Source organism: Pseudomonas sp. Irchel s3b6 (genome assembly GCF_900187415.1).
GTDB lineage: Bacteria > Pseudomonadota > Gammaproteobacteria > Pseudomonadales > Pseudomonadaceae > Aquipseudomonas.
In genome coordinates, this window is sequence record NZ_FYDM01000017.1 from 24,988 (window position 1) to 51,792 (window position 26,805).

Here is a 26,805-nt window from a genome sequence, read left to right on the forward strand (position 1 = left end):
GGGGCTTTTTAAGTGTAGGCAATCATATCCGCCCGACAATCTCCTGATAGCAACACGGAGCCTGGCGCCCCATCACTCCTCCAGCTGCGTTTCGTGGATACCTTCGCGCCTTAATAGATCGAGCAAGCGACTCACCGCCGACGACAACTCACCGGAGTTATCCAGCAGGAATATGCCTTGCGCTTGATCCTCGTCGGCACGACTGGCGAACAGGGTATTACGCTCAAGCCGGGCCTCGATCTCCATCGCGCTTTCACGCCCTCGCCGCTCAAGGCGCCTGCGTAACACCTCAGAGCTGACGGTCAACAGAATGGGCAGCAGCGCTGGATAGCGCTCCCTGGCTAGTGGCAAATGCCCCCTTGAACCATTGACCAGCACGTGATGCCCTTCAGCCAGCCACTGATCAATCTGCACGGGTATACCGTAATCCAGCCCGTTGGCGTGCCAGCTCAGCGCGAAGCCGCCCTGGCTCGCCAGTTCAGCGAAAGCCTGGGGTGTAACGCCAATGGCTGCCTCTCCGACCGACTCGGGCGATCGGGTAATCACCCTGCGCGCCACGACACAATCCAGGCGCGCCAAAGCATCGCGAGCCACGTCGATCAGGCTGTCCTTGCCAGACCCAGACGGCCCCATCAGATAAATCAGTCTCCCACCCATGCCGCCCTCTCCCCCCATTACCTGCCCGCCCTAGCAAATCGGCTACATGCCACTATTCTGTATAAGGCAAGGAACAAAGTACGAACCCGCCTGTCAGGTAAAAGGATGCGATCAGTCATTCGGATGGATTGAGTGTTTTCAAACCAGTCCGCATTTCTGATAATTGGTGCTGGCATAATGCCTGCCACCGGTTCAATATTTGTCACAGAATTGGCGCCAAGGATCTGGCTTATTTGAGGCATGATGCGGGCCTCTTATCAATTCAGGTTGAACATTTGGCGGTCGAGCTTGTCCTACTGACATCCCGCGGCCAATTCCGAGAACCGCTCCCCTGAACTAACCGGTTAAATATATGCGCCCATTGAAACAGGCAATTTATTCCAGCCGTACGGCTGACAAATTCGTCGTACGCCTGCCAGACGGAATGCGTGAACGCATTGCCGAGGTGGCACGCAACCATCATCGCAGCATGAACTCCGAAATCATCGCGCGACTGGAGCAGAGTCTTATTCAGGAAGGCGCGCTGGGCGAAGAGCTGAGCATGCGCCTGGACAGCCCCGAGCTGTCATTGCACGAACGCGAACTGCTGCAACGCTTCCGCCAACTGTCCCACCGCCAGCAAAACGCGCTGGTTTCACTGATTGCCCATGACGCAGAAATGGCCGCAAACCCAGCCTGATTCCATCCCGAGAGTTCAAGCCAGCCATGGGCTGGCTTTTTTTTGCCTGGCATTCAGGCACTCGTCTGCTCGTCGGCACGCTCAGTCGCCATCGGCATCAGGTTTATCCAGGAAAAATTGAAGGTGCGCGACCCCGCTCATTCGAGCAAGGTCACGCCTCAATGACTCAGAGCAGGAAAATCGTCGCCAGCCCGAGGAAGATAAAGAAACCACCACTGTCGGTCATCGCCGTGATCATCACACTGGCGCCCATGGCAGGATCGCGCCCCAGGCGTGCCAGGGTCATCGGGATCAAGACCCCCATCAACGCCGCCAGCAACAGGTTGAGCGTCATGGCGGCCGTCATCACCACCCCCAGCGACCAGCTGCCATAAAGCAGGTAAGCCACCACGCCAATGACACCTCCCCAGACCAGGCCGTTGATCAAGCCTACCGCCAACTCCTTGCGCATCAGGCGCGAGGTATTGCCGGTGCTGACCTGATCAAGCGCCATGGCGCGGACGATCATGGTGATGGTCTGGTTGCCCGAGTTGCCGCCAATGCCCGCTACGATCGGCATCAATGCCGCCAGGGCCACCAGCTTCTCGATAGAACCTTCAAACAACCCGATCACCCGCGAGGCAACGAACGCCGTGATCAGGTTGACCGCCAGCCACGCCCAACGGTTACGCAAGGACTTCCAGACCGAGGCGAAGATATCTTCTTCTTCACGCAGACCCGCCATGTTGAGCACTTCGGTTTCGCTCTCTTCACGGATCAGGTCGACCATTTCATCGATGGTCAAACGACCAATCAACTTGTTGTTCTTGTCGACCACCGGGGCCGAAATCAGGTCATAACGCTCGAAGGCCTGGGCGGCGTCATAGGCATCTTCATCCGGGTGAAAGCTCACCGGGTCGCTGGCCATGACCTCCGAAACCTGCTTGTCGGGATCGTTGACCAACAGTCGCTTGATCGGCAGGACGCCCTTGAGCACGCCGTCATAGTCCACCACGAACAGTTTGTCGGTATGGCTCGGCAGCTCTTTGAGGCGACGCAAGTAACGCAAGACTACTTCAAGACTGACATCCTCACGGATCGTCACCATCTCGAAGTCCATCAAGGCGCCGACCTGCTCCTCGTCATAGGACAACGCGGAGCGGACACGCTCACGCTGCTGGCCATCGAGGGCCTCCATCAGCTCGTGGACGACGTCTCGCGGCAGCTCGGGAGCCAGGTCAGCAAGTTCGTCGGCGTCCATCTCCTTGGCGGCTGCCAGGAGCTCGTGATCGTCCATGTCGGCGATCAGGGTTTCACGAACGGAGTCGGAGACTTCAAGCAGGATGTCGCCGTCACGCTCGGCCTTGACCAACTGCCAGACCGTCAGGCGGTCGACGAGCGGAAGCGCTTCAAGGATGTAGGCAACGTCGGCGGAGTGCAGATCATCGAGCTTGCGTTGCAACTCGACGAGGTTCTGCCGGTGGACCAGGTTCTCGACCCGATCGTGATGAGCACCTTCCTGACGGTGAGTCAGGTCTTCGACCACCCGCTGGCGATGCAGCAGCTCAACGACTTGAGCAAGGCGATCCTGCAAGCTTTCTTGCGTTTTTTTTACTTCAACTTCAGTCATAGGCGAACTCCACTCCCAGCAGCGGGGCACGCCGGAAGGATCAATCAGTCAATTCATGATTGGTAAAACGAAATAGTGAGTAACTACTGGGTAAGTCCATGGAGGTAATCCAAAAGCCCCGGCGGGGCTGACGGGCGCAATGATACACCGCTTGGCGTTTTTAAACGTTAAAAAATCCAGCCCAGAACAAGCGCTTGCGAGATAAACCTGAGCACTCTCCACACCTGTGAAACTGCGACGACTCTTTCTGAAAAGAAAACACACCCGCACCGAAAAATCTCGCCACGCCCCTCAGACTAGACCGCCCTGAAGACAGAACGTCGCGAAGCGACCATCAATCAATGAGTATTTTTTGGCGTGAGCCTGCGGGACGCAGAAAGCGTAGCCGGGACACTGGACAAGACGAGCAGACGAGACTGGCACTACAGCGGAAAAGGAACCCGGAACGCACAGACCGCGCTCAACGAGAAAGGATATGCAAAAGCCAAATCCCGGACAGCAAAAAGCCCGCGTTAGACGCAGGCTTTTTGGTGTTTGGTGCACTCGACAGGATTCGAACCTGTGACCGCTCGGTTCGTAGCCGAGTACTCTATCCAGCTGAGCTACGAGTGCATGTGTACTTTTAGACCAGATCACAACTGGTTGAAGCCAGGTTACCTGCATGACTGCAAACAACCTTTAAATGGTGCACTCGACAGGATTCGAACCTGTGACCGCTCGGTTCGTAGCCGAGTACTCTATCCAGCTGAGCTACGAGTGCATATGTGCTTTTAAACCAGATCACAACTGATTGAAACAAGGTTGCCTGCATGACTGCAAACAACCCTTTAAATGGTGCACTCGACAGGATTCGAACCTGTGACCGCTCGGTTCGTAGCCGAGTACTCTATCCAGCTGAGCTACGAGTGCATTTGGTGCTGCGCATTATAGTCCGTCGAATCTTTTTTCCAAGCACTTTTTCTAGTAATTTCAACAACTTACCGAAGAAGCCTGATTACAACGTGCTAAACAAATAATGGCGGAGAACGGGGGATTCGAACCCCCGACACCCTTTTGAGGTGTACTCCCTTAGCAGGGGAGCGCCTTCGGCCACTCGGCCAGCTCTCCGCAACACGGGGCGTATCTTAACCAACCTTTTCCCCGTTTGCAAACATAAAAATCGATAAAAATTAATGAGTTGGTTCTTCGTCCTTCTCTTTCTTTATACGCAGGTAGATTTCCTCACGGTGAACCGCGACCTCTTTGGGTGCGTTAACGCCGATGCGCACTTGATTTCCTTTAACGCCGAGCACGGTTACGGTGATTTCGCCATCACCAATAATCAGGCTTTCTGCGCACCGACGAGTCAGAATCAGCATACCTTTCTCCTCACGCATTTCAGTTCAGGGACAACAGTCTGCAAAAAAAAAGCGCTCGACCTGCAACCGGAGCGGTCGCAGCTCTTCACGCCTAAGTATTGACTAGCGCGCGCAAAAGAACAGGCTTGCGCGCACCACTCAAAAAAATAAAGGGCGCGGTCAGGCCGCGCCCTCCGGGCAACGCATCACTCGCCCTGTGGGGCCGGTGCGTCCAGTTCGAAGGCTGTGTGCAGCGCGCGCACAGCCAGCTCCAGGTACTTCTCTTCGATCACTACCGAGACTTTGATCTCCGAGGTGGAAATCATCTGGATGTTGATGGTTTCCTTGGCCAGGGCTTCAAACATGCGGCTGGCTACGCCTGCGTGGGAACGCATGCCAACGCCGACGATCGATACCTTGGCGATCTTGGTATCACCCACCACTTCACGGGCACCGATCTCGCGAGCGGTGTTCTCCAGCACGGCCTGGGCCGCCTGGTAGTCGTTGCGGTGCACGGTGAAGGTGAAGTCCGTGGTGTTATCGTGCGCAACGTTCTGCACGATCATGTCGACTTCGATATTCGCGGCGCTGATAGGGCCGAGAATCTTGAAGGCCACGCCCGGGGTGTCTGGCACGCCACGGATGGTCAGCTTGGCTTCATCGCGATTGAAAGCGATGCCGGAAATGATCGGCTGTTCCATGGTTTCCTCTTCATCGATAGTAATGAGGGTGCCCGGACCCTCCTTGAAGCTGTGCAGTACGCGCAGCGGAACGTTGTACTTGCCGGCGAACTCGACCGCACGGATCTGCAGCACCTTGGAACCGAGGCTGGCCATTTCCAGCATCTCTTCGAAGGTAATCTTGTCCAGGCGCTGGGCCACGGACACAACACGCGGGTCAGTGGTATATACACCATCGACGTCGGTATAGATCTGACATTCATCAGCTTTCAGGGCTGCTGCCAGTGCCACGCCAGTGGTGTCGGAACCGCCACGCCCCAGGGTGGTGATGTTGCCGTGCTCGTCGACGCCCTGGAAACCGGCGACTACAACCACGCGACCCGCCTTCAGGTCACCGCGAATCTTCTGGTCATCAATCTGCAAGATACGCGCTTTATTGTGCGCACTGTCCGTCAGAATCCGCACCTGGTTACCGGTGTAGGACACCGCAGGAATGCCACGCTTGATCAGCGCCATGGCCAGCAGTGCAATCGTCACCTGCTCACCGGTGGAGACGATAACGTCCAGCTCACGGGGAACCGGTTGATCCTCACCACTGATTTGCTTGGCCAGATCGATCAGACGGTTGGTTTCGCCGCTCATTGCAGACAGCACAACCACCAGGTCATCGCCGGCATCGCGGAATTTCTTAACCTTGTCGGCGACCTGCTCGATTCTCTCGACAGTGCCGACCGAGGTGCCTCCAAATTTCTGTACGATCAAAGCCATTTCAAAGCCGCCTCTGCCCATGAAGGGCGCCCAATAATCACTCAAACAGCTGCTTGGCCCGCCACTAGACTGCGGGCCAGGCACTCTGCCTTATAAACCCTGCTCTACAAATGGAACAGTCAGGGCCAAGGCCGCGTCCAGTGCACCAGCGTCAGTACCACCGCCTTGCGCCATGTCCGGACGACCACCGCCCTTCCCGCCCACTGCCGCAGCGGCTTGCTTCATCAAATCACCGGCTTTGAGTTGGCCAGTCAGGTCTTTGGTCACACCGGCAACCAGCACGACCTTTTCCTCATGGACACTGCCGAGCAGGATCACTGCGCGGCCGAGTTTGTTTTTCAGTTGATCGACCAGCGCCAGCAGCGCCTTGCCATCCTGGCCGTCCAGACGCACGGCCAGTACTTTCACGCCTTTGACGTCCTGGGCAGAAGCCGACAGGTCGTCACCCGCCGCGCTGGCGGCCTTGGCTTGCAACTGCTCGAGTTGCTTCTCCAGCATACGGTTGCGCTCAAGCACAGCCGACAGCTTGTCGATCAGGTTGTCAGGGCTACCCTTGACCAGGCTGGCCGCTTCCTTGAGCTGCTCTTGCGCAGCGTTCAGGTAAGCCAGCGCCGCGGCACCGGTGAGTGCTTCGATACGGCGCACGCCGGACGCCACACCGCCTTCGCTGATGATTTTCAGCAGGCCGATGTCGCCGGTACGGTTGGCGTGGATACCACCACACAGTTCAACGGAGAAGTCGCCGCCCATGCTCAGTACCCGCACGTCGTCGCCGTACTTCTCGCCGAACAGCGCCATGGCGCCCTTGCGTTTGGCGGTTTCGATGTCGGTCTCTTCGGTTTCGACCTCGGAGTTCCGGCGAATCTCGGCGTTGACGATTTCTTCCAGCGCCTTGATCTGCTCAGGCTTGATGGCTTCGAAGTGGCTGAAGTCAAAGCGCAGGCGCTGACTGTCGACCAACGAGCCTTTCTGCTGAACGTGATCGCCCAGCACCTGACGCAATGCGGCGTGCAGCAAGTGAGTCGCGGAGTGGTTCAACGACGTGGCGTGACGCACCTCGGCGTCAACGTGGGTCTCGACCGGCGCACCGACGACCAGGCTGCCCGAATCCAGGATACCGTGGTGCAGGAAGGCGCCGCCGGTCTTGGTGGTGTCACGCACGTCGAAACGCGCGCTGCCCGCCTGCAGGTAACCGCAATCACCGACCTGGCCACCGGACTCGGCGTAGAACGGCGTCTTGTCGAGAACGATCACGCCCTCATCGCCTTCGCTCAATACGTCGACCGACTGGCCATCTTTATACAGCGCAACGATTTTTGCCAAACCACGGGTATCGGTGTAGCCGGTGAACTCGGTGGCCACGTCAACCTTGACCAGGGTGTTGTAGTCCAGGCCGAACGAACTGGCCGAACGGGCACGCACGCGCTGGGCTTCCATCTCGCGCTCGAAACCTTCCTCGTCGATGGTCAGCTCACGCTCACGGGCGATGTCGGCGGTCAGGTCCATCGGGAAACCGTAGGTGTCGTACAACTTGAACACCACGTCGCCCGGCACCACGGTGCCCTTGAGTTCAGCCAGGTCCTGCTCGAGGATCTTCAGGCCGTGCTCCAGGGTCTTGGAGAACTGCTCTTCCTCGGCCTTGAGCACACGCTCGATGTTGGCCTGCTGCTGCTTGAGTTCCGGGAAGGCTTCGCCCATCTCGGCCACCAGGGCCGCGACGATCTTGTGGAAGAAGCTGCCGGTCGCACCCAGCTTGTTACCGTGACGGCACGCACGACGGATGATCCGGCGCAGGACATAGCCACGACCTTCGTTGGACGGCAGCACGCCGTCGGCGATCAGGAAACCGCACGAACGGATGTGGTCGGAAACGACCTTGAGCGAAGACTGGTCGTCATTGCTGCAACCGATAGCCTTGGCCGAAGCGCTCAGCAGGTTCTTGAACAGGTCGATCTCATAGTTCGAGTGCACGTGCTGCATCACCGCGCTGATCCGCTCCAGGCCCATGCCGGTGTCGACCGACGGGGCTGGCAATGGATGCAACACGCCATCGGCGGTGCGGTTGAACTGCATGAACACGTTGTTCCAGATCTCAATGTAACGGTCGCCGTCTTCTTCCGGCGAGCCCGGTGGGCCACCCCAGATATCGGCGCCGTGATCGTAGAAGATCTCGGTGCAAGGACCGCACGGGCCGGTATCGCCCATGGTCCAGAAGTTATCGGAGGCGTAAGGCGCACCCTTGTTGTCGCCGATGCGGATCATGCGCTCGACCGGGACGCCGATGTCCTGGGTCCAGATGTCATAGGCCTCGTCATCGGAGGCGTAGACGGTCACCCAGAGCTTTTCCTTTGGCAGCATCAGCACGCCGGTCAGGAAGGTCCAGGCGTAGGTGATGGCATCACGCTTGAAGTAATCGCCGAAGCTGAAGTTGCCCAGCATTTCGAAAAAGGTGTGGTGACGAGCGGTATAACCGACGTTTTCCAGGTCGCTGTTCTTGCCGCCGGCGCGTACGCACTTCTGGCTGCTGGTGGCGCGGGTATACGCGCGCTTTTCCTGGCCCAGGAAGCAGTCCTTGAACTGGTTCATCCCCGCGTTAGTGAACAGCAGGGTTGGGTCGTTGCCCGGAATCAAAGAGCTGGAGGCTACACGGGTGTGGCCTTGCTCTTCGAAGAAGCGAAGGAAGGCTTCACGGATTTCTGCGCTTTTCATTAGGTTCTTCCACGGAGGCTGCGGCCAAAGGCCTGTGCGTTTCGTCAACGGACGAAGCGACGGCAAAGGGCCGCATTATATCGGCCCTGCGCGCGCGGTACAGCGTGTTTATACGATAGAAACCGTCAATTGGACGGCCAGCATTGTCATTTACCGGAAAACTCGACGAATGTCGCGATCACCTGCTCGACCTGCGCCCGACTCACATCCATGTGGGTGACCATGCGCAACCGTGGCGCCGCACTGAGCTTTACCCCGCGCTCGCTGGCAAAAGCCTTGATCGCGTCGGCTTTATCGCCCATCTGCACGTAAACCATATTGGTCTGTACCGGCTCGACGTCGTAACCGGCCGCACGCAGGCCCTCGGCCAGAAACTGCGCGTTGGCATGGTCATCGGCCAGGCGTTGCACATGGTGATCGAGCGCATACAAGCCCGCAGCCGCCAGAATGCCGGCCTGACGCATGCCGCCGCCGACCATCTTGCGCAAGCGCCGGGCCTTGCCGATCATCTCGACCGAACCGCACAACACCGACCCCACCGGGGCGCCCAGACCTTTGGACAGGCACACGGACACCGAGTCGAAGTGCCGAGTGATTTCCCGGGCATCAACTCCCAGCTTGACCGCTGCGTTGTACAGCCGGGCACCATCCAGGTGCAGCAACAGCCCCTGTTCACGGGTAAAGCTTCGCGCCCGCTCCAGATACTGCAACGGCAACACCTTGCCCTGCATGGTGTTTTCCAGCGCCAGCAGGCGGGTCCGGGCGAAGTGAAAATCATCCGGCTTGATGGCCGCCGCGACCTGAGCCAGGTCCAGCGAGCCATCGGCCTGCACCTCCAGCGGTTGCGGCTGGATCGACCCCAGCACCGCCGCACCACCGCCTTCGTACTTATAGGTGTGCGCCTGCTGGCCGACGATGTACTCATCGCCACGTTCGCAATGGGCCATCAAGCCCAACAGGTTGCTCATGGTGCCCGTGGGCACGAACAACGCGGCGGCAAACCCCAGTCGACCGGCCAGTTCGGCTTCCAGGCGATTGACCGTCGGATCCTCACCATAGACGTCGTCGCCGGTGGCTGCCGTGGCCATTGCCTTGAGCATCCCTGCGGTCGGTTGGGTGACAGTGTCGCTGCGAAGATCAATAACACTCATGAATCAGGCCTCGGAATAGGACGCTCGCGTCGCTGCTGATAAAGAAGATTGCCCAGATGAGGGTTTACTGCGGCCACCCCCTCGATTAATCAAGGCTGGGCGCAGGAAAAGGCGGTTCAGGCCAACGGAAAAACTGATGTATATCATCAGAAAGCAGCGATGCGCAGCCCCGCAATATGTGTTAAAAACGCTTCGCCGCCAGAAAAACTGTCGGCAAAACGTTCTCAGGGCGGGGTGCAACTCCCCACCGGCGGTAATTGCGCGCAATGCGTATAGCCCGCGAGCGCTTGATGTCACTCAGGCTTTGGGCCGTGAGTGACAACAAGGTCAGCAGACCCGGTGTGATCCCGGGGCCGACGGTCATAGTCCGGATGAAGAGAGAACGGGATTGGCACCAAAGGGCCGTCCATGGCAACGCGCAGTCACTGCACGTTCGACCTGCACGCACCCTCAAATCCCCTTCGATTCATATCGCCCTGTTTTTTACTCAAACAGGAGTCAGAACAGATGCAACCCACCGCAATCGATAGCAAGAGCAAAAACCATCAAGGCGAGCGCGTAGCGTTCATCCAGGCATGCTGGCACAAGGAAATCGTTGACCAAAGCCGCACGGGCTTCGTCAGCGAGATGATCGCTCAGGGCTATCTGGCATCGGACATCGACTTTTTTGAAGTCGGCGGCGCCTTCGAAATCCCGCTGCATGCCAAGCTGCTGGCCAAGTCCGGCCGCTATGCCGGCATCGTCGCGGCAGGCCTGGTGGTTGACGGCGGTATCTACCGCCACGAGTTCGTCGCCCAGTCGGTGATCAGCGGCCTGATGCAGGTTCAGCTGGAAACCGAAGTCCCGGTGTTCTCGGTGGTGCTGACCCCGCATCACTTCCATGCCGGCGAAGAACACCAGAAGTTCTTCTTTGAGCACTTTGTGCACAAGGGCCAGGAAGCGGCGAAGACCTGCGCCGATACGCTGCACAAGATGCGTACCCTGCATCGTAGCGAGCCACACGCGCTAGCCGTCTAAACACAACACTTGTGGGAGCGTGCTTGCGGAACGCCGCCCGGCCCGCTCCCACATTTGATCTATGTTTGGCTCAGACGAGGCTTTCGTCGCCAGTCGGCACGATCAGGATGCCGGCGCGCAGACCGTTCTTCACCTTGGGGTTGGGGAAAATGATCCGGGCGCCCTGCTCTTCGATGACCCAGCGGGTATTGGCAATGTCTTCCGCCAGTACATAGCCCACGTCCAACTCCGAAAAATTCTCGATGTCCGCTGGCAAGTTCAGCTGGAAGCTGTCGCTGTGCTTGATGACTTCCCGTGCCACGCTGAACAGCTGCAAACCCTCCAGGCCTTCCTGCGCCATCGGCGGCTCAGTGCCTTCGATGATCTGCTTCAGGCGGGTTTCAAGGCGCGAAACGTTGACCCCTTCGTTCTGGCCGAACGGCCGGGCCTTGCCCAACTCCAGGGTGAAGGATTCGGCATCCAGCTTGTCGTAGGTGTACGAGCTGAACACGATGGACGGCTTGTTCTGCAACAACACCGCTTCCATCCCGGCTGCACGCAGACGGGCCAGTTCCCGGCGGGAATGCTGGCGCCCCTCTTTCCAGGGGTACAACGCAAACTGTTCGATCTTCGAGCCGCGAATCGCGGTGTGCAGGTCGTAGTGCAAACGGTCGCGGTCCGGCAGGTTGAAAAAGCTCGCCGCCAGGCGCTCCAGCTCACAGGCGCGCAGCGCTTCGTAGCCACTGCTGAGTTCGTGACGGCCATTGAACAGCCGGTTGACATCCTGCTCGATAAAGCGCTCGCCGCGGCGCATGGCCTCGGGATTACCGAACAGGAACAGAATACGTGCACACGGCTTCAAGTCACCGCGGGCGATGTCGTGCAACAGGCGATCGAGCAATTCGATCGGCGCTGTTTCATTGCCGTGGATACCGGCCGACAACAGCAGGTCCAGGCCATTGTCACGCGCTTGGGGTGGGCGGACTTCCAGCGCACCTTCACTCAGCCAGCGCATCCGCACGCCTTCGACAGTCAGTTGAGTTTTCTCCGCCGGTTCACGGCCGGCGAGGGTCAGTTCAAGCAGTTTGCCGAGGGCGAGCATAGAGCCAATTCCTTAGTGATCGTGGTTGCAATCCGGACCGTGCACGTGGTCTTCGTCGCCGATTTCAGCCGGTTCCATCTCCAGTTGCAGACTTACCAGATTAGTCGCCAATGGGCGAAGCAGCAGGTTGGCGTATTCAGCATCGCCTTCTTCGACATCAACGCCGATCAGCAACTGGCCACGGCCATCGTGCTGAATCCACAGTTCCTTGCCTTGCCACATCACCGCCACGCGGGTGCAGGAGGTTTCCAGTTGAGTGCCGTCGGTGTCTTCAAGGATCAGCTTCAGGGTATCGCTCATGTTTACGCTCTCATCTGGAGATATAGCGGCGCGCCCTGCTCGTTGGGAACAGGACGCGGGCTTTCAATTGATCTGGAATGGATAAACCGCGCCCAGTTTAAGGATTTGCGTCAGTTCATCCAGTGCCGTCCGGCACTCAAGCAACAATTGTGGGTCCGCCAGATCGTTTTCGGTCATGCGGTCACGGTAGTGCTTTTCGACCCATTGGGTCAGCGAGCCGTACAACGGCGCCGTCATGATAACCCCTGGGTTGACCGCCGCCAGCTCGGTTTCGTTGAGCGCGACACGCAGTCGCAGGCACGCTGGCCCGCCGCCGTTCTGCATGCTCTGCTTGAGGTCGAACACCTTCACCTCGCGGATCAGGCCGCCGGAGCTGGTCAGGGTCTGCAGGTACTGCCAGACGCGCTCGTTGTTCTGGCACTCCTGCGGCACGATCAACAGCATCGAACCATCGGCGCGCGACAACAACTGACTGTTGAACAGGTAAGAGCGCACGGCGTCTTCAACCGACACTTGCGAGCGCGGCACGCAGATTGCCTTGAACTGACCGCCCCGCTTGGCGAGCTTGGTCGACAGCTCGGCCAGCATCTGCTCGGTATCGAGGAACGCGTCCTCGTGATAGAACAGCGCCTCACCGTTACCCACGGCAATCACGTCGTTGTGGAACACGCCCTGGTCGATGACCGATGGATTCTGCTGGGCATAGACCACGCCGTCATCGCTCAGGCCGTGCAGGCGGGCCACCGCTTGCGACGCTTCCAGGGTCTGACGGGCCGGGTACTTTTGCGGCGCCGGATAACGGGTATCGAACGCACTGCGACCGAACACGAAGAACTCGACACCGGCTTCGCCGTAATCACGGCAGAAACGCGTGTGGTTGGCCGCGCCTTCGTCACCGAACTGAGCCACCGCCGGCAGGGCGGCGTGGTGAGCGAAATGCTTCTGGTCAGCGAACATCGCCCCCAGCACACGGCTGGTGGTCGGGTGTTCGATGCTGCGGTGGTATTTGCAGTTGAGGTTGGCGGCAGTGAAGTGCACACGACCATCGGCAGTGTCGGCACTTGGGCTGACCGTCGCGGCGTTGGCCACCCACATGCTCGACGCCGAGCAACTGGCAACCAGCAACGGCATCGCCTGCTTGGCCGCCTGCTCGATCACCTGTGCGTCGGTACCGCTGAAACCCAGGTTACGCAGAGCGCCGACATCCGGACGCTCCTGAGGCGCGAGCACGCCCTGGACAAAGCCCATGTCCATCAGCGCTTTCATTTTCGCCAGGCCTTGCAGCGCCGCTTCCTTGGGATTGGAAGATTGCTGGCTGTTGCTCTGGGACGCAACGTTACCGTAGGACAGACCGCCGTAGTTATGGGTCGGCCCCACTAGACCGTCAAAATTGACTTCACAGGATTTCATCAGCGAGGCTCCACGAATCTGTTTTTTATAGGCATCAGTAACTGTTCTTCAACACCGAGTCGCGATGCGGTCTTACGACATCCGCACGCCAGGGGTCAGCGCGCTCGGCAACGTCAGGCTCGGCGTTTCCAGCGAGGCCACCGGGTACGCGCAATAGTCCGCTGCATAGTAAGCGCTGGCGCGATGGTTGCCCGAAGCACCCACGCCACCGAATGGCGCGCTGCTGGCAGCACCTGTCAGCTGCTTGTTCCAGTTGACGATGCCGGCACGGCTTTCCAGCCAGAACTGCTGGTAACGCGCTTCGGAATCCGACAGCAAGCCTGCGGCCAGGCCGTATTGGGTGTCGTTGGCCTCGGCAATCGCCGCCTCGAAATCAGCGTAGCGAATCACTTGCAGCAGCGGACCGAACAGCTCTTCATCAGGACGCTCCGCCACCGCGGTCACATCCACGATACCTGGCGTCAGCAAGGCGGCATTCGCCTGCGGCTGAGTCATTGCCAGCAACGTGACAGCGCCATTGGCCAGCAGGTGCGCTTGCGCATCCATCAGTGCCTTGGCCGCTGCCAGCGAAACCACCGAGCCCATGAACGGTGCCGGTTGCTGATCGAACGCGCCGACTTCAATCGTTGCGCTGACCGCCACCAGGCGCTCCAGCAGCGTGTCGCCCCATGCACCTTGCGGGACCAGCAGGCGACGAGCACAGGTGCAGCGTTGACCGGCGGAAATGAACGCGGACTGGATGATGGTGTACACCGCAGCATCGAGGTCAGCCACCTGATCGACCACCAGCGGATTGTTGCCGCCCATTTCCAGCGCCAGGATCTTGTCCGGACGACCGGAGAACTGCGCATGCAGATGATTGCCGGTGCGGCTGGAGCCGGTGAAGAACAGGCCGTCTATCCCCGGATTGGCGGCCAGCGCGATCCCGGTTTCACGGGCGCCCTGCAGCAGGTTCAGGACGCCTGCCGGCAGGCCGGCTTCGATCCAGCACTTGACCGTCAGTTCGGCGACTTTCGGTGTCAGCTCGCTGGGTTTGAACAGCACGCTGTTACCCGCCAGCAACGCGGGCGCGATGTGACCGTTAGGCAGGTGACCGGGGAAGTTGTAAGGCCCGAACACCGCGACCACGCCATGGGGCTTGTGGCGCAGCACTGCCGTGGCATCGCCCAGTGGGCCGCTCTTCTCGCCGGTCCGCTCACGGTAGCTCTGCACCGAAATGGCGATCTTGTTGACCATGCTGGTCACTTCCGTCGCCGCTTCCCACAGTGGTTTACCGGTTTCTTCGCCGATGCAGTGGGCCAGTTCGTCCGCGTGGTTCTTCAGGCTCGCGGCAAAGGCCTCCAGCACGTCGATACGCTCTTGTAAGGTACGCCTGGCCCACGCCGGGAACGCTTGACGCGCAGCTTGCACGGCGCTTTCAACCTGAGCGGCGCTGGCGCCCTGCCCCGACCACAGCACTTGCTGGCTCACCGGGTTCAGCGATTCGAAGGCATCGCCCTGACCGGCCAGCCACTCACCTGCGATGTATAGCGAATTCATTATTTCGACTCCCGGGCAGCAGACAACGGCACGGCACGCACCTGGTCGCCGGCGTTGAGTTGAAGACGTTTGGCGGTCAGCGGATCGACCACCAGGGTACCGGCCGCCAAGCGCGCTGGCGCGGCGGTGATCCGGCAGTCTTCGCGCTTGCGGTTATGCATCAGGAATGGGGTGGCGTCATCACCGGGGGTACCGATGGCCAGCACCAGCGCCTGGCTGTCGCGCACCGCACGAATCTTGCCGGTTTCGCACTCCACGGCCGGGCCTGCGTCGAAGATGTCGACATAACCCTGGTAGCTGAAGCCTTCGCTCTTGAGCATGGCCAGCGCCGGCTCGGTGTCCGGGTGGACCTGGCCAATCACGCGGCGTGCGTCCTCGGAGAGAAAGCAGGTGTACAGCGGGAATTTCGGCATCAGTTCGGCGATGAAGGCCTTGTTGCCCACGCCGGTCAGGTAGTCGGCCTGGCTGAATTCCATCTTGAAGAAGTGCCGACCCAGGCTTTCCCAGAACGGCGAACGGCCCGCGGCATCGGACACGCCACGCATCTCGGCAATGATCTTGTTACCGAACATCTGTGGGAACTCGGCGATGAACAGCATGCGCGCCTTGGCCAGCATGCGCCCGTTCAGGCCGGTGCGGTAATCGGCGTGCAGGAACAACGAACACAACTCGGAATTACCGGTCAGGTCGTTGGCCAGGAACAGCGTCGGGATTTCGCGGTAAATGTTCAACTCTTGCGACGCGCTGACGGTCAGGCCGACCCGAAAGTTGTACCAGGGCTCACGCAGACCGACGGCGCCAGCAATGGCGGAGATCCCCACCACGCGGCCGTCGTCATCCTCGAGCACGAACAGGTAGTCCGCGTCACCGCGCTCCGCTTCACCACGGAAAGTCTTTTCCGCCCAGCCAACCCGATGCGCCAGGCGCTCTTCGTTGGCCGGCAAAGTAGTCAGGCCGGTGCCGGTGCTGCGGGCCAGGTCGATCAGAGCGGGTAAATCGCTGCTGCGTACGGGACGAACGATCATGCTATCTCCTCAAACGGGCAGCCGGTAACGGCCACCCGTGAAACTCGCTGTTTTCCAGGACTCTTTCCAGGCAGGGCAGCAGGCGTTAAACCGCTACCAGGCGCACGCTGGCACCTTCACCGACACCCAGGGCTTCGGCGGCTTCCAGATCCAGGGTCACGGGCTTGCCCGGCGCATAGTCCAGCTCAAGCATGACGGCGCGGTAATCCTGCAACTGGGCATTGGCCACCAGGTACTGACGACCGGCACCCTTGACCGGCTCACCGATCTTCACCGGCACCACACGGCTCTGGGCAATCGAGCGGATGCCCGAGACGCGCGCATGCAGGGTCGGGCCACCGTCGAAGATGTCGATGTAGTGATCGGTCTCGAAGCCTTCACGCATCAGGATGTCGAAGGTGATCTGAGCCCGTGGATGCACCTGGCCCATCGCCTCCTGGGCGGAATCCGGCAGCAGCGGCACGTAGATCGGGTAATGCGGCATCAGCTCGGCCAGGAAGGTCCGGCTCTTGAGCCCGCACAGACGTTCGGCCTCGGCGTAGTTGAGGTCGAAGAAGTTGCGACCGATGGCATCCCAGAACGGCGAGTCGCCATGCTCGTCGCTATACCCAACGATCTCGGTCACCACCGAGTCTGCGAAGCGCTCAGGATGACTGGCGACGAACAACAAGCGACCGCGGGAGTTGAGTTCCGACCAGGCCGAACCCACCAGCTCCGGCAGCACGTAGAAGCTGGTCAGCAGGCTATTGCCGGTCAGGTCATGGCACTGGGAGAGCACGTGGATCTTGTTGTGGATCTTCAGCTCGCGGGAGGCGTGCACGAAGGTTTCATTACGGAAGCTGTAGAACGGCTCGGAATAACCGGCCGAGGCCACGATGGCCGAGCAGCCCACCAATTTGCCGGTGGCGGTGTCCTCCAGCACGAAGAAATAGCTTTCCTCACCGTTGAAACTGACTTCGGCGGCAAACGATGCTTCGCTTGCGGCGATCTTGTCGCTCAGGCGTTCAACGTCGTCCGGCAAGGACGTGACACCAATCGGGCTGTCCGCAGCCAGACGCTGTACCTCGCCCAGATCAGCCATTTGCGCAGGGCGCATCACCAGCATGGTGTCACTCCTTAATCAAGAACAGGTCGATCCGATCGGTCGACGGAAAAAAATACCGGGCAGGCCCGGCACAGAAAATGTGTCTCGACGCCCATCCCTAAGCATAGGCGCCGAGCAGTCACGCAGCCCGAATCAGGCTTGAGTCAGCTTGGCCACGGCACGCTCGAAGCGGTCCAGACCTTGCTCGATGTCGGCGTCTTCCACCACCAGGCTTGGCGCGAAGCGAATCACGTCAGGACCGGCTTGCAGAATCATCAAGCCTTCTTTCTCGGCGGCGTTGAAGATGTCCTTGGCACGACCTTTCCAGGCATCGTTCAGCACGCAACCCAACAGCAGGCCCAGGCCACGCACCTGAGTGAACAGGCCGTACTGCTCACCGATCTGCTGCAGGCGGGCCTTGAACTTGTCGTGCTTGGCGTTGACGCCATTGAGCACCTCAGGGGTGTTGATCACGTCGATCACCGCTTCAGCAACCGCACACGCCAGCGGGTTGCCGCCGTAGGTGGTGCCGTGGGTGCCGACGACCAGGTGCTTGGACAGGTCTTCGGTGGTCAGCATGGCCGCGATCGGGAAACCGCCGCCCAGGCTCTTGGCGCTGGTCAGGATGTCCGGCGTCACGCCGTAATGCTGGTAGGCGAACAGTTTGCCGCTGCGGCCCATGCCGGTTTGCACTTCGTCGAACACCAGCAGCGCGTTGTGCGCGGTGCACAGCTCGCGAGCGCCTTGCAGGTAAGCCAGCTCGGCCGGCAATACACCGCCTTCGCCCTGGATCGGCTCCAGCACCACGGCGCAGGTTTTGTCGGAAATAGCAGCTTTGAGCGCAGCCAGATCGTTGTACCGCACATGGGTGATACCGGTGATCTTCGGACCGAAACCATCGGAGTACTTCGACTGGCCACCAACGTTGACGGTGAACAGGGTACGACCGTGGAAGCTGTTGAGCGCGGCGATGATTTCGTACTTCTCGCTACCGAAACGATCATGGGCCACGCGACGGGCCAGCTTGAACGCGGCCTCGTTGGCTTCAGCCCCGGAGTTGCAGAAGAACACACGCTCGGCGAAGGTCGCGTCGATCAGCTTATGGGCCAGGCGCAGGGCCGGCTCATTGGTGAAAACGTTGGACACGTGCCACAGCTTGTTCGCCTGCTCGGTCAAGGCACCGACCAACGCCGGATGCGCGTGGCCCAATACGTTAACGGCAATCCCGCCGGCGAAGTCGATCAGCTCGCGACCAGACTGGTCCCAAACGCGGGAACCGGCGCCACGCACAGGAATGAAGGCGGCAGGCGCGTAGTTGGGAACCATTACCTGATCGAAATCGGCGCGTTGTACCGCAGCGTGCTCAACGGACATCGGAGTCTCCTGATGAGAAACACCCGCCTGAAACTGGCGAGCTTGGTGAGGATTGTAAGGACAGTTTCGAGCTTGGCCTTGCCGCCAAGCGACAACTTCTTATAGCGCAAAACCCGCTTTTGACCGGGTTTACGGCAATGCGACAAATAGCGTCGCAAAGGCGCAGTTTAAACTGCCGCACAGGTTAGAGGCAGGGCTACCGGGATTTGATTTCGAGCCGTGTGTCCGCCCGTAACATCTACCGTACCCCGATCTTTCATCACGGGTTTGCCTGGCGCCTTCTCAACGTTCAAGGATCAGTACGATACAAACGCCTGGAGGACAGCAGGTCCGCCAGACTGAAAATGCTCAACGCCAATCAAGTCGATCAGGCGTTCGAACGCCTCTAGGATATCCGCACCTTTGCCGAGCCTTTGCTGCGAGATGCGCTGAAAAGCCATTCCATCTTGATCTGGGCATCAACAGCGCTTTTTTGCACCTGTCATACCCGCGACACCTTGGGGGAAAGTCATCCCCCCAAGTCATCAAGACCTGCGCCGTTACCCGCGCTCCGACGGTACCGATGACAGTTCGAATGGGCTGCTGCTGCGGCGCTGGTTACGGTCTTCACGCGGCGTGGCGCCGAAGAAGTTGCGGTAGGCGCTGGAGAAATGTGGCCCGGAAGAGAAGCCACAGGACAAGCCGATCTGAATGATCGACTTGCTGGTTTGCATCAACATCTGCCGGGCCTTGTTCAGGCGCAACTCCAGGTAGTACTGGCTCGGCACACGATTGAGGTACTGCTTGAAAATCCGCTCCAACTGCCGACGGGACACGCACACATGCTGGGCGATTTCGTCGGTAGTGAGCGGCTCTTCGATGTTGGCTTCCATCAGCAACACGGCTTGCGTGAGCTTCGGATGGCTGGAGCCGAGGCGGTTTTGCAACGGAATGCGCTGACGCTCCCCGCCTTCGCGAATGCGCTCGACCACCAGTTCTTCGGACACCGCACCGGCCAGCTCGGCACCGTGATCACGGGCCAGCACCGCCAGCAACAGGTCGAGCACCGACATGCCGCCGCACGCCGTCAGGCGATCACGATCCCAATCGAACAGATGACTGGTGGCAATGACCTTGGGGAAACGCTCGGCGAAATCATCCTGCCAACGCCAATGCACCGCTGCACGGTAACCATCGAGCAATCCGAGCTGAGCCAGGGGATACACCCCGGCCGACAGACCACCGATCACACAGCCGGCACGCACCAGTTGCTTGAGCGCGCTGCTCAGGGCCGGGGTCAATGCGGTCGGCGGCTCATCGGCGAGCAGAAACACCTTCTGGAAATTTTCCAGCTTGCCGGTCCAGGCCTCGCCGGGCAGCTGCCAGGCCCCTTCGGCCGGCGGCTCGGCCTGCAGGAACACCAACTCGTAAACCACTTCCGGATGCACGCGCTGGGCAACACGCAAGGCCTCCTCGGCCAGCGCCAGCGTCAAGGCTTTAGTGCTGGGCCAAATCAGGAAACCAATTCGATGGGCAGTCATGGCGGGCAATCCGAAACGAAAACAGTGTTAAAAGCCGAAGGCGGCTGCAACCAAATTAGACCATCTGGCGCGCGGTGCGCAGCATGACCTAATTGGGTGCATAACGGGAGCGATTACTTCAGGCTGCCCGAGAGGAATTGCTGCAAGCGTTCGGACTGTGGATTGACCAGCACTTCACGCGGGTTGCCGCTTTCTTCGACAACGCCTTGGTGCAGGAACACCAGTTGGTTCGACACTTCACGGGCAAAGCCCATTTCGTGGGTCACCACCACCATGGTCCGGCCTTCCTGGGCCAGGGCCTGCATGACTTTCAGCACGTCGCCGACCAGCTCAGGGTCCAGCGCCGAAGTCGGCTCGTCGAACAGCATCACCTCAGGCTCCATCGCCAGCGCACGGGCGATCGCCACACGCTGCTGCTCACCGCCGGACATGTGACCAGGGTAGGCGTCCTTGCGATGGGACACGCCGACCTTGGCCAGGTACATCTCGGCCTTTTCACGAGCCTCAGCCTTGGACATGCCGAGTACGTGCACCGGCGCTTCCATGATGTTTTCCAGCGCGGTCATGTGCGACCACAGGTTGAAATGCTGGAACACCATCGACAGGCGCGAACGCATGCGTTGCAGCTGCTTGGGATCGGCCGCCTTCAGCGCGCCATCCTTGTTCGCCACCAGCTTGAGCTCTTCGTTGTTGAGCAGGATCTTGCCGGCGTGGGGTTGCTCAAGCAGGTTGATGCAACGCAGGAAGGTACTTTTGCCGGAGCCACTGGAGCCGATGATGCTGATCACATCGCCCGCCGCTGCTTTCAGGGACACGCCCTTGAGCACTTCGTGACTGCCATAGCGCTTATGCAGGTCTTGGACTTCAAGTTTGTACATGCTGTCGGTTCTCACAAAAACAGTCAGTCGTTGAGCAAGCGCCCGTGACGCAGCGCTTCGCGCCCCGCCACCTTGGCCAGCCAGAAACCGGGTTGGGCATACCGCAGCCGTTCAACGGCAAACAGTACACCGGCCGTACCAGCACATACCGTGCTGACCCGATCAGCCAAAGGATCGATCACCTCGAAAATCTCGTCACCGGCCTCGACCCACTCACCAGGTTGACGCAAAAAACTCACCACACCGGGGTGCGGTGCAAACAGCAATTCGGTGCCGTCGAACGGCAGGCCTTCGCAGGCTTCATGGGAAGGCTTCGGCCATTCACCACTGATCAGCCCCTGCTCCGCCAGGAACGCCAGAATGCCTTCGGCGTGTGCGCAGGCCGTCGGGCGCCCGGTATCAGCCTGACCACCCAACTCGAGGGTAGTCGCCAGGCAGGCTAATGGAATCTGCGCATCGGGAAACTGCCGGGACAGACGTAACCACGGCAGCGAACAGGCCTCGTCAAACGAGCTGCCACCGGAGTCTTCCGCCAGCAGACCGACCCGCACATTCAGGTGCGCGGCCAACGAACGCCAGTGCGGCCAGTGTTGCGGCAAGGCGTACATATGCAACGCCGCTTCGGCATCGCAATGCAGGTCCAGCACCACATCCGCCGTACACGCATGAGCGAGCAGCACACGCTGCATGCCCTGCAACTGGCTGCTGGCCGGTGGCAATGCGGCCAACACATCGCCCATGGCCTGACGGATCAGTTGCACATTGGCGTGAGCATCATCCCCCAGGCGCCCTTCCAGCAAGGCAGCCACGGGAGCACTCAGCTCAACGAAATCGCGGTTGAAATTCTTGCCGCTACCGGCTTCGAAGCGCCCCTGATGATTGCCTTGCAGCAATTGCCCGAGCCCCAATGGGTTGGCCACCGGCACCAGTTCGATCACACCTTTCAGGGCGCCCTGCGCTTCCAGTTCGGTCAGGCGCTTTTTCAGCTCCCAGGCCGTGCGCATCCCCGGCAATTCGTCGGCGTGCAGGCTGGCCTGGATATAGGCCTTGCGCTCGCCGCTGCCGAAGCGGAACACCGAAATCCGGCGTTCGCTGCCCAGATGGCTCCACGTCAAAGCGTGATCGATACGTTCCATATCAGTGCTTCCGCGGAGCCAGGTAGCCCAGCCAGCGACGCTCGGCGAGCTTGAACAGGCGCACCAGAATGAAGGTCAGGCACAGGTAGAAAACACCGGCGGTGATGTAGGCCTCGAACGGCAAGTAGTACTGAGCGTTCACGGTACGCGCGGCACCGGTGATGTCGATCAGGGTCACGATGGACGCCAGACTGGTGGTCTGCAGCATCATGATCACTTCGTTGCTGTACTGCGGCAGTGCCCGGCGCAGGGCCGACGGCAGCAGGATGCGCTTGTACATCTTGATGCGCGACATGCCCATGGCCTTGGCCGCTTCGATTTCACCATTGGGCGTGGCCCGCAGGCTGCCGGCAATGATTTCCGCCGTGTAGGCACTGGTATTGATGGCGAACGCCAGGCAGGCACAGAACGTCGCGCTGGACAGCCATGGCCAGAAAATACTCTCACGCACCGCTTCGAACTGCGCCAGACCGTAGTAGATCAGGAACAGCTGTACCAGCATCGGCGTACCGCGAATCACGTAGGTGAAGAGCCAGGCACTCATGTTGACGATCGGCTGCTTGGAGACACGCATCAACCCCAGCGGCAGCGCCGCCAGCAGGCCGAAAAACAGCGACAGTGCGAGCAGTTTCAGGGTGGTCAGCAGGCCACCGAGGTAGAGCGGCAGCGCCTCCAAAATGACGTTGTAGTCGAAGATCATAGATCAGCCGCCCTTACGCCTACCGAGTAGCGCTTCTCAAGGTGACGCAATGCCAGCAACGAGACACTGGTGATCACCAGGTACATTGCCGCCACTGCGAGGAAGAAGGTAAAAGGCTCGCGAGTGGCATCCGCCGCCTGCTTGGCCTTGAACATCATGTCTTGCAGACCGACCACCGAAATCAGCGCGGTTGCCTTGGTCAGTACCAGCCAGTTATTGGTAAAGCCGGGAATCGCCAGGCGAATCATCTGTGGCACCAATACCCGGAAAAACACCTGGAAGCTGCTCATGCCGTACGCCATGCCGGCTTCGGCCTGGCCTTTGGGGATGGCCATGAACGCTCCACGGAAGGTTTCCGACAGGTACGCACCAAAGATGAAGCCCAGGGTGCCGATACCGGCCGCCAGCGGATTCAGATCGATGTAGTCGTCATAGCCGAGCAATGGCGCCACACGATTGAGCAGGTCCTGGCCGCCGTAGAAAATCAGCAGGATCAGCACCAGATCGGGAATCCCGCGGATCACCGTGGAATACAGGTCGCCCAGCCAGGCCAGCCAGCGTATCGGCGACAGGCGTAGCGCGACCCCGATCAGACCCAGAACAATGGCCAAGACCATGGACGACAAGGCGAGCTGAAGCGTCAGCCATGCGCCATCGAGGATGACAGCCCCGTAGCCTTTCAACATGTTTCAGGTCCTCGAAAGTTGGGATGAAAAAATGGCGCAAACCTCAGAGCCCCTGCTGCTTGCGCCATTTCGGACTTATCGCTGCGACGTATTACTTGCCGTAAATGTCGAAGTCGAAGTACTTGTCCTGGATTTGCTTGTACTTGCCGTTCTCGCGAATGGCGGCGATGGCCGCGTTGATCTTGTCCAGATCAGCCTTGTCGCCCTTGCGCACCGCGATGCCTACGCCGTCACCGAAGTACTTGACGTCGGTGAATGCCGGGCCCACGAACGCGAAGCCTTTGCCGGAGTCGGTCTTCAGGAAGCCATCATTCAACAGGGTAGCGTCTGCCACGGTGCCGTCGAGGCGACCGGCAGCCACGTCCAGGTAGATTTCGTTCTGCGAGCCGTAAGGCTTGATTTCAGCCCCCAGTGGCGCCAGGACTTCACGGGCGAAACGCTCGTGGATCGAGCCGCGCTGCACACCGATGTTCTTGCCCTTGAGCTCGGTCAGGCCATCGCTGACCTGGGTACCGGCCTTCATGACCAGGCGCGCCGGGGTGTTGTAGTACTTGCTGGTGAAGTCCACGGACTTCTTGCGATCTTCAGTGATCGACATGGAAGACAGGATCGCGTCGATCTTGCGCACCTTGAGTGCCGGGATCAGACCGTCGAACTCTTGCTCGACCCAGACGCACTTGACCTTCATCTCTTCGCACAGGGCGTTGCCGATGTCGTAGTCGAAACCAACGATGCTGCCATCCGGCGCCTTGGACGCGAACGGAGGGTAAGCCGCCTCGATACCAATTTTCAGAGGCTTTTCATCGGCGAACGTTGGCAAAGACAGCACGGACAGTGCCAGGGCGCCAAGAAGCACGAGTTTCTTCATCTTTGGACTCCATCGGTAAAGGGCGAAAACGGCAGAGTGAGCAACAGCCCAATATGCGAATGGGTGAAACGAAATAAAGCTGCTGCGTCCCGGCAATCGCGCGCTGACTTCAACACGGACTACGACGAGCGAGTGATCGGCATTCTAACGACAGGCCCGAGGCCGATATTTCTTCAATGCGACAACATATTACAGAAGCACCGAGAAAGCCGTTCGAGCACATTGACAGCCCTTGAGGTTTATGCAAGAGCAAAAGACATTGAACCGATCTATATTGCAAATAGCGGGCCTATTATTCGCAAACCCTTCTAATCCGGCAAGCTCAGCGTAATGTCTTATTTTTCACACGGCCTGCAAGGGCACTAAAACGGGGCCTGGCGTTTCCCATTACCCCGAAATCAGGCGAGCAGTGACACATTTCAACCCACGGGTAACGCTCGGAAACGCCCGACTCACAAATCGATATTTATTCGCTCAAGATCCGGGCACCTGACAAGTCCGTGCCTACACGGGCTATACACCTCCCGGCATGAGCGAGTTTGCTAGCGAACAGCTTTCGGCGCCCCACCCCATAAAAAAACCCCGCCAAGCGCAAGGCCTGGCGGGGTTCGCAGACTCGGGAACGAGCGTTACGCGACGTTCATGGTCTTGTGGGTATCGATCAGGTGCTGCACCACACCCGGGTCAGCCAGGGTGGAGATATCCCCCAGGCCTTCGTACTCGGCGGTGGCGATCTTGCGCAGGATACGGCGCATGATTTTCCCGGAGCGGGTTTTCGGCAGGCCCGGCGCCCACTGGATGACATCCGGCGAGGCAATCGGACCGATCTCCTTGCGCACCCAGTTTTTCAGTTCCAGGCGCAACGCTTCATTCGGCTCTTCACCGCCATTGAGGGTGACGTAGACGTAGATGCCCTGCCCCTTGATGTCATGCGGCACACCGACCACCGCCGCTTCGGCGACCTTCGGGTGAGCGACCATCGCACTTTCGATCTCGGCGGTGCCCATGCGGTGGCCAGAGACGTTGAGTACGTCGTCCACGCGACCGGTGATCCACCAGTAGCCATCTTCATCGCGACGAGCACCGTCGCCGGTGAAGTACATGCCGCGGAACGTCTTGAAGTAGGTATCGACGAAACGGTCGTGGTCGCCATACAGCGTACGCGCCTGGCCCGGCCACGAATCAAGAATCACCAGGTTACCCTCAGCGGCCCCTTCGATGATGTTGCCCAGGTTGTCCACCAGTGCCGGCACCACGCCGAAGAACGGCCGCGCCGCGGAACCTGGCTTGAGTGCGTGCGCCCCCGGCAGCGGGCTCATCAGGGTGGCGCCGGTTTCGGTCTGCCACCAGGTGTCGACGATCGGGCAACGGGACTGTCCGACGTTCTTGTAGTACCAATCCCAGGCTTGCGGGTTGATCGGCTCGCCCACCGAGCCCAACAGGCGCAAGCTGCTGCCGTCAGCGCCTTCGCAAGCGGCCGTGCCCGAGGCCATCATCGCGCGAATGGCGGTCGGTGCGGTGTAGAGGATGTTGACCTTGTGCTTGTCGACGATCTTCGCCACCCGGGTGATGTCCGGATAGTTCGGCACACCTTCGAACAGCAAGGTGGTCGCGCCATTGGCCAGCGGGCCGTAGACGATATAGGTGTGACCGGTGACCCAGCCGACGTCGGCGGTGCACCAGTAGATTTCACCCGGACGGTAGTCGAACACGCGCTCATGGGTCAGCGCGGCGTAGAGCAGATAGCCACCGGTGGTGTGCTGCACACCCTTGGGCTTGCCGGTGGAGCCGGAGGTGTAGAGGATGAACAGGGCTTCTTCGGCGCCCATCTCTTTCGGCGCACACACGGTGCCCGCCACTTTCATCAGGTCTTCGAACCAGATGTCGCGATGCTGGTTCCACTTGATGTCGCCACCGGTGCGTTTGCACACGATGACTTTCTGAATGCTGCTGGTTTCCGGATTGGTCAGCGCATCGTCGACGTTGGCCTTGAGGGGGATTTTCTTGCCGGCACGCAAGCCTTCGTCCGCGGTAATGACCACTTTGGACCGGCAGTCGATGATGCGACCTGCCAGGGCTTCAGGCGAGAAACCACCGAACACCACCGAGTGAATCGCGCCGATCCGGGTACAGGCCAGCATGGCGACCACGGCTTCCGGGATCATCGGCATGTAGATGGTCACCACGTCGCCGCGATGCACATCCTGGCCGCGCAGGGCGTTGGCAAACTTGCAGACTTGCTCGTGCAGTTCACGGTAAGTGATGTTGCGACTCTCGGAAGGATCATCGCCTTCCCAGATAATCGCGACCTGATCGCCGCGCTCGGCGAGGTGACGGTCCAGGCAGTTATAGGAAACGTTCAGGGTGCCATCGGCGAACCACTTGATGTCGACATGGTGGTCGTCGAAAGAGGTCTGCTTCACCGTGGTGAAAGGTTTGATCCAGTCGAGGCGCTTGGCTTGTTCGCGCCAGAAGCCGTCCGGGTTGACGACCGACTGCTGGTACATGGCCTTGTAGGTCGCTTCATCAGTCAGCGTGTTGGCCGCAACCTCGGGACGAACGGGATACAGAGAAGCCGCACTCATCTTTCTTACCTC

General features: G+C 59.8%; 22 protein-coding genes, 4 tRNA genes and 1 riboswitch. Of the genes, 2 read left to right on the forward strand and 24 right to left on the reverse strand.

Going from position 1 to position 26,805, the window contains the following annotated elements; translation table 11 throughout:
- Nucleotides 1-72: 72 nt before the first annotated feature.
- Nucleotides 73-657, reverse strand: coding sequence for a phosphonate metabolism protein/1,5-bisphosphokinase (PRPP-forming) PhnN (gene phnN, locus CKW07_RS21430; RefSeq protein ID WP_095147001.1), 585 nt, complete (start codon nt 655-657; stop codon nt 73-75).
- Between the two features lie 352 nt (nt 658-1,009).
- On the opposite strand from phnN, the gene CKW07_RS21440 reads away from it, so the two are divergent.
- Nucleotides 1,010-1,336 (forward strand): Arc family DNA-binding protein, encoded by a 327-nt coding sequence (locus CKW07_RS21440; RefSeq protein WP_095083540.1) that lies wholly within the window; start codon nt 1,010-1,012, stop codon nt 1,334-1,336.
- A gap of 166 nt (nt 1,337-1,502) precedes the next feature.
- On the opposite strand, the gene mgtE is transcribed toward CKW07_RS21440, so the two are convergent.
- From mgtE to ltaE, 9 genes are all read right to left on the reverse strand, one after another.
- Nucleotides 1,503-2,945: a magnesium transporter gene (mgtE, locus tag CKW07_RS21445; protein ID WP_095146933.1), complete on the reverse strand. Its 1,443-nt coding sequence runs from the start codon at nt 2,943-2,945 to the stop codon at nt 1,503-1,505.
- A gap of 535 nt (nt 2,946-3,480) precedes the next feature.
- Nucleotides 3,481-3,557 (reverse strand) — tRNA-Arg (locus CKW07_RS21450).
- Between the two features lie 71 nt (nt 3,558-3,628).
- Nucleotides 3,629-3,705: transfer RNA gene (locus CKW07_RS21455), tRNA-Arg, on the reverse strand.
- A 72-nt stretch (nt 3,706-3,777) separates the two neighbouring features.
- A tRNA-Arg gene (locus CKW07_RS21460) sits at nt 3,778-3,854 on the reverse strand.
- Nucleotides 3,855-3,961: 107 nt separating this feature from the next.
- Nucleotides 3,962-4,052: transfer RNA gene (locus CKW07_RS21465), tRNA-Ser, on the reverse strand.
- A gap of 62 nt (nt 4,053-4,114) precedes the next feature.
- Nucleotides 4,115-4,303, reverse strand: a complete 189-nt coding sequence (csrA, locus tag CKW07_RS21470; RefSeq protein ID WP_010226667.1) for a carbon storage regulator CsrA — start codon at nt 4,301-4,303, stop codon at nt 4,115-4,117.
- 185 nt (nt 4,304-4,488) lie between these two features.
- Nucleotides 4,489-5,730: an aspartate kinase gene (locus CKW07_RS21475; RefSeq protein ID WP_095083544.1), complete on the reverse strand. Its 1,242-nt coding sequence runs from the start codon at nt 5,728-5,730 to the stop codon at nt 4,489-4,491.
- Nucleotides 5,731-5,820: 90 nt separating this feature from the next.
- Nucleotides 5,821-8,439 (reverse strand): alanine--tRNA ligase, encoded by a 2,619-nt coding sequence (gene alaS, locus CKW07_RS21480; protein ID WP_095146934.1) that lies wholly within the window; start codon nt 8,437-8,439, stop codon nt 5,821-5,823.
- Nucleotides 8,440-8,585: 146 nt separating this feature from the next.
- Nucleotides 8,586-9,590, reverse strand: a complete 1,005-nt coding sequence (gene ltaE, locus CKW07_RS21485) for a low-specificity L-threonine aldolase (protein ID WP_095146935.1) — start codon at nt 9,588-9,590, stop codon at nt 8,586-8,588.
- Between the two features lie 216 nt (nt 9,591-9,806).
- A riboswitch (FMN riboswitch) is annotated at nt 9,807-9,978 on the forward strand.
- Nucleotides 9,979-10,097: 119 nt separating this feature from the next.
- On the opposite strand from ltaE, the gene CKW07_RS21490 reads away from it, so the two are divergent.
- On the forward strand, nt 10,098-10,607 hold the full coding sequence (locus CKW07_RS21490) for a 6,7-dimethyl-8-ribityllumazine synthase (RefSeq protein ID WP_095146936.1): 510 nt from the start codon (nt 10,098-10,100) through the stop codon (nt 10,605-10,607).
- 70 nt (nt 10,608-10,677) lie between these two features.
- Here the strand turns inward: CKW07_RS21490 and astE are convergent, their stop codons facing one another.
- The 14 genes from astE to acs all read right to left on the reverse strand — a co-directional run bounded on the left by astE (nt 10,678) and on the right by acs (nt 26,793).
- Nucleotides 10,678-11,688 carry a succinylglutamate desuccinylase gene (gene astE, locus CKW07_RS21495; RefSeq protein WP_095146937.1) on the reverse strand — a complete coding sequence of 337 codons (1,011 nt, stop codon included), beginning with the start codon at nt 11,686-11,688 and terminating at the stop codon, nt 10,678-10,680.
- A 12-nt stretch (nt 11,689-11,700) separates the two neighbouring features.
- Nucleotides 11,701-11,988 carry a topoisomerase II gene (locus CKW07_RS21500; protein ID WP_095083556.1) on the reverse strand — a complete coding sequence of 96 codons (288 nt, stop codon included), beginning with the start codon at nt 11,986-11,988 and terminating at the stop codon, nt 11,701-11,703.
- Nucleotides 11,989-12,051: 63 nt separating this feature from the next.
- Nucleotides 12,052-13,398: an N-succinylarginine dihydrolase gene (gene astB, locus CKW07_RS21505; protein ID WP_095146938.1), complete on the reverse strand. Its 1,347-nt coding sequence runs from the start codon at nt 13,396-13,398 to the stop codon at nt 12,052-12,054.
- A 72-nt stretch (nt 13,399-13,470) separates the two neighbouring features.
- On the reverse strand, nt 13,471-14,940 hold the full coding sequence (gene astD / locus CKW07_RS21510) for a succinylglutamate-semialdehyde dehydrogenase (RefSeq protein WP_176465360.1): 1,470 nt from the start codon (nt 14,938-14,940) through the stop codon (nt 13,471-13,473).
- Nucleotides 14,937-15,962: an arginine N-succinyltransferase gene (gene astA, locus CKW07_RS21515; protein WP_095146940.1), complete on the reverse strand. Its 1,026-nt coding sequence runs from the start codon at nt 15,960-15,962 to the stop codon at nt 14,937-14,939. The genes astD and astA overlap by 4 nt, the downstream gene beginning before the upstream one ends.
- A gap of 85 nt (nt 15,963-16,047) precedes the next feature.
- Entirely contained in the window at nt 16,048-17,067 is a 1,020-nt protein-coding gene (aruF, locus tag CKW07_RS21520; protein WP_095146941.1) for an arginine/ornithine succinyltransferase subunit alpha, read from the reverse strand.
- Nucleotides 17,068-17,199: 132 nt separating this feature from the next.
- The gene (locus CKW07_RS21525) at nt 17,200-18,420 is read right to left on the reverse strand and encodes an aspartate aminotransferase family protein (RefSeq protein WP_095146942.1); all 1,221 of its coding nucleotides are present in this window, start codon (nt 18,418-18,420) and stop codon (nt 17,200-17,202) included.
- 539 nt (nt 18,421-18,959) lie between these two features.
- Nucleotides 18,960-19,940, reverse strand: coding sequence for a transcriptional regulator ArgR (gene argR, locus CKW07_RS21530; RefSeq protein WP_095146943.1), 981 nt, complete (start codon nt 19,938-19,940; stop codon nt 18,960-18,962).
- Nucleotides 19,941-20,053: 113 nt separating this feature from the next.
- Nucleotides 20,054-20,818 (reverse strand): ABC transporter ATP-binding protein, encoded by a 765-nt coding sequence (locus CKW07_RS21535; RefSeq protein WP_095146944.1) that lies wholly within the window; start codon nt 20,816-20,818, stop codon nt 20,054-20,056.
- Nucleotides 20,819-20,841: 23 nt separating this feature from the next.
- Nucleotides 20,842-21,954 carry a M14 family metallopeptidase gene (locus tag CKW07_RS21540; protein WP_095146945.1) on the reverse strand — a complete coding sequence of 371 codons (1,113 nt, stop codon included), beginning with the start codon at nt 21,952-21,954 and terminating at the stop codon, nt 20,842-20,844.
- 1 nt (nt 21,955) lies between these two features.
- The gene (locus CKW07_RS21545; protein WP_095146946.1) at nt 21,956-22,654 is read right to left on the reverse strand and encodes an ABC transporter permease; all 699 of its coding nucleotides are present in this window, start codon (nt 22,652-22,654) and stop codon (nt 21,956-21,958) included.
- The gene (locus CKW07_RS21550; RefSeq protein WP_095146947.1) at nt 22,651-23,340 is read right to left on the reverse strand and encodes an ABC transporter permease; all 690 of its coding nucleotides are present in this window, start codon (nt 23,338-23,340) and stop codon (nt 22,651-22,653) included. Before CKW07_RS21550 ends, CKW07_RS21545 begins: the two co-directional genes overlap by 4 nt.
- A 91-nt stretch (nt 23,341-23,431) precedes the next feature.
- The gene (locus CKW07_RS21555; protein WP_095146948.1) at nt 23,432-24,208 is read right to left on the reverse strand and encodes an ABC transporter substrate-binding protein; all 777 of its coding nucleotides are present in this window, start codon (nt 24,206-24,208) and stop codon (nt 23,432-23,434) included.
- 629 nt (nt 24,209-24,837) lie between these two features.
- On the reverse strand, nt 24,838-26,793 hold the full coding sequence (gene acs / locus CKW07_RS21560) for an acetate--CoA ligase (protein WP_095146949.1): 1,956 nt from the start codon (nt 26,791-26,793) through the stop codon (nt 24,838-24,840).
- Between the last annotated feature and the right edge of the window lie 12 nt (nt 26,794-26,805).

Bases quoted from the DNA above. Each gene is read 5' to 3' on its own strand.
- phnN (WP_095147001.1), bottom strand. From the start codon at position 657: ATGGGTGGGAGACTGATTTATCTGATGGGGCCGTCTGGGTCTGGCAAG.
- CKW07_RS21440 (WP_095083540.1), top strand. From the start codon at position 1,010: ATGCGCCCATTGAAACAGGCAATTTATTCCAGCCGTACGGCTGACAAA.
- mgtE (WP_095146933.1), bottom strand. From the start codon at position 2,945: ATGACTGAAGTTGAAGTAAAAAAAACGCAAGAAAGCTTGCAGGATCGC.
- csrA (WP_010226667.1), bottom strand. From the start codon at position 4,303: ATGCTGATTCTGACTCGTCGGTGCGCAGAAAGCCTGATTATTGGTGAT.
- CKW07_RS21475 (WP_095083544.1), bottom strand. From the start codon at position 5,730: ATGGCTTTGATCGTACAGAAATTTGGAGGCACCTCGGTCGGCACTGTC.
- alaS (WP_095146934.1), bottom strand. From the start codon at position 8,439: ATGAAAAGCGCAGAAATCCGTGAAGCCTTCCTTCGCTTCTTCGAAGAG.
- ltaE (WP_095146935.1), bottom strand. From the start codon at position 9,590: ATGAGTGTTATTGATCTTCGCAGCGACACTGTCACCCAACCGACCGCA.
- CKW07_RS21490 (WP_095146936.1), top strand. From the start codon at position 10,098: ATGCAACCCACCGCAATCGATAGCAAGAGCAAAAACCATCAAGGCGAG.
- astE (WP_095146937.1), bottom strand. From the start codon at position 11,688: ATGCTCGCCCTCGGCAAACTGCTTGAACTGACCCTCGCCGGCCGTGAA.
- CKW07_RS21500 (WP_095083556.1), bottom strand. From the start codon at position 11,988: ATGAGCGATACCCTGAAGCTGATCCTTGAAGACACCGACGGCACTCAA.
- astB (WP_095146938.1), bottom strand. From the start codon at position 13,398: ATGAAATCCTGTGAAGTCAATTTTGACGGTCTAGTGGGGCCGACCCAT.
- astA (WP_095146940.1), bottom strand. From the start codon at position 15,962: ATGATCGTTCGTCCCGTACGCAGCAGCGATTTACCCGCTCTGATCGAC.
- aruF (WP_095146941.1), bottom strand. From the start codon at position 17,067: ATGCTGGTGATGCGCCCTGCGCAAATGGCTGATCTGGGCGAGGTACAG.
- CKW07_RS21525 (WP_095146942.1), bottom strand. From the start codon at position 18,420: ATGTCCGTTGAGCACGCTGCGGTACAACGCGCCGATTTCGATCAGGTA.
- argR (WP_095146943.1), bottom strand. From the start codon at position 19,940: ATGACTGCCCATCGAATTGGTTTCCTGATTTGGCCCAGCACTAAAGCC.
- CKW07_RS21535 (WP_095146944.1), bottom strand. From the start codon at position 20,818: ATGTACAAACTTGAAGTCCAAGACCTGCATAAGCGCTATGGCAGTCAC.
- CKW07_RS21540 (WP_095146945.1), bottom strand. From the start codon at position 21,954: ATGGAACGTATCGATCACGCTTTGACGTGGAGCCATCTGGGCAGCGAA.
- CKW07_RS21545 (WP_095146946.1), bottom strand. From the start codon at position 22,654: ATGATCTTCGACTACAACGTCATTTTGGAGGCGCTGCCGCTCTACCTC.
- CKW07_RS21550 (WP_095146947.1), bottom strand. From the start codon at position 23,340: ATGTTGAAAGGCTACGGGGCTGTCATCCTCGATGGCGCATGGCTGACG.
- CKW07_RS21555 (WP_095146948.1), bottom strand. From the start codon at position 24,208: ATGAAGAAACTCGTGCTTCTTGGCGCCCTGGCACTGTCCGTGCTGTCT.
- acs (WP_095146949.1), bottom strand. From the start codon at position 26,793: ATGAGTGCGGCTTCTCTGTATCCCGTTCGTCCCGAGGTTGCGGCCAAC.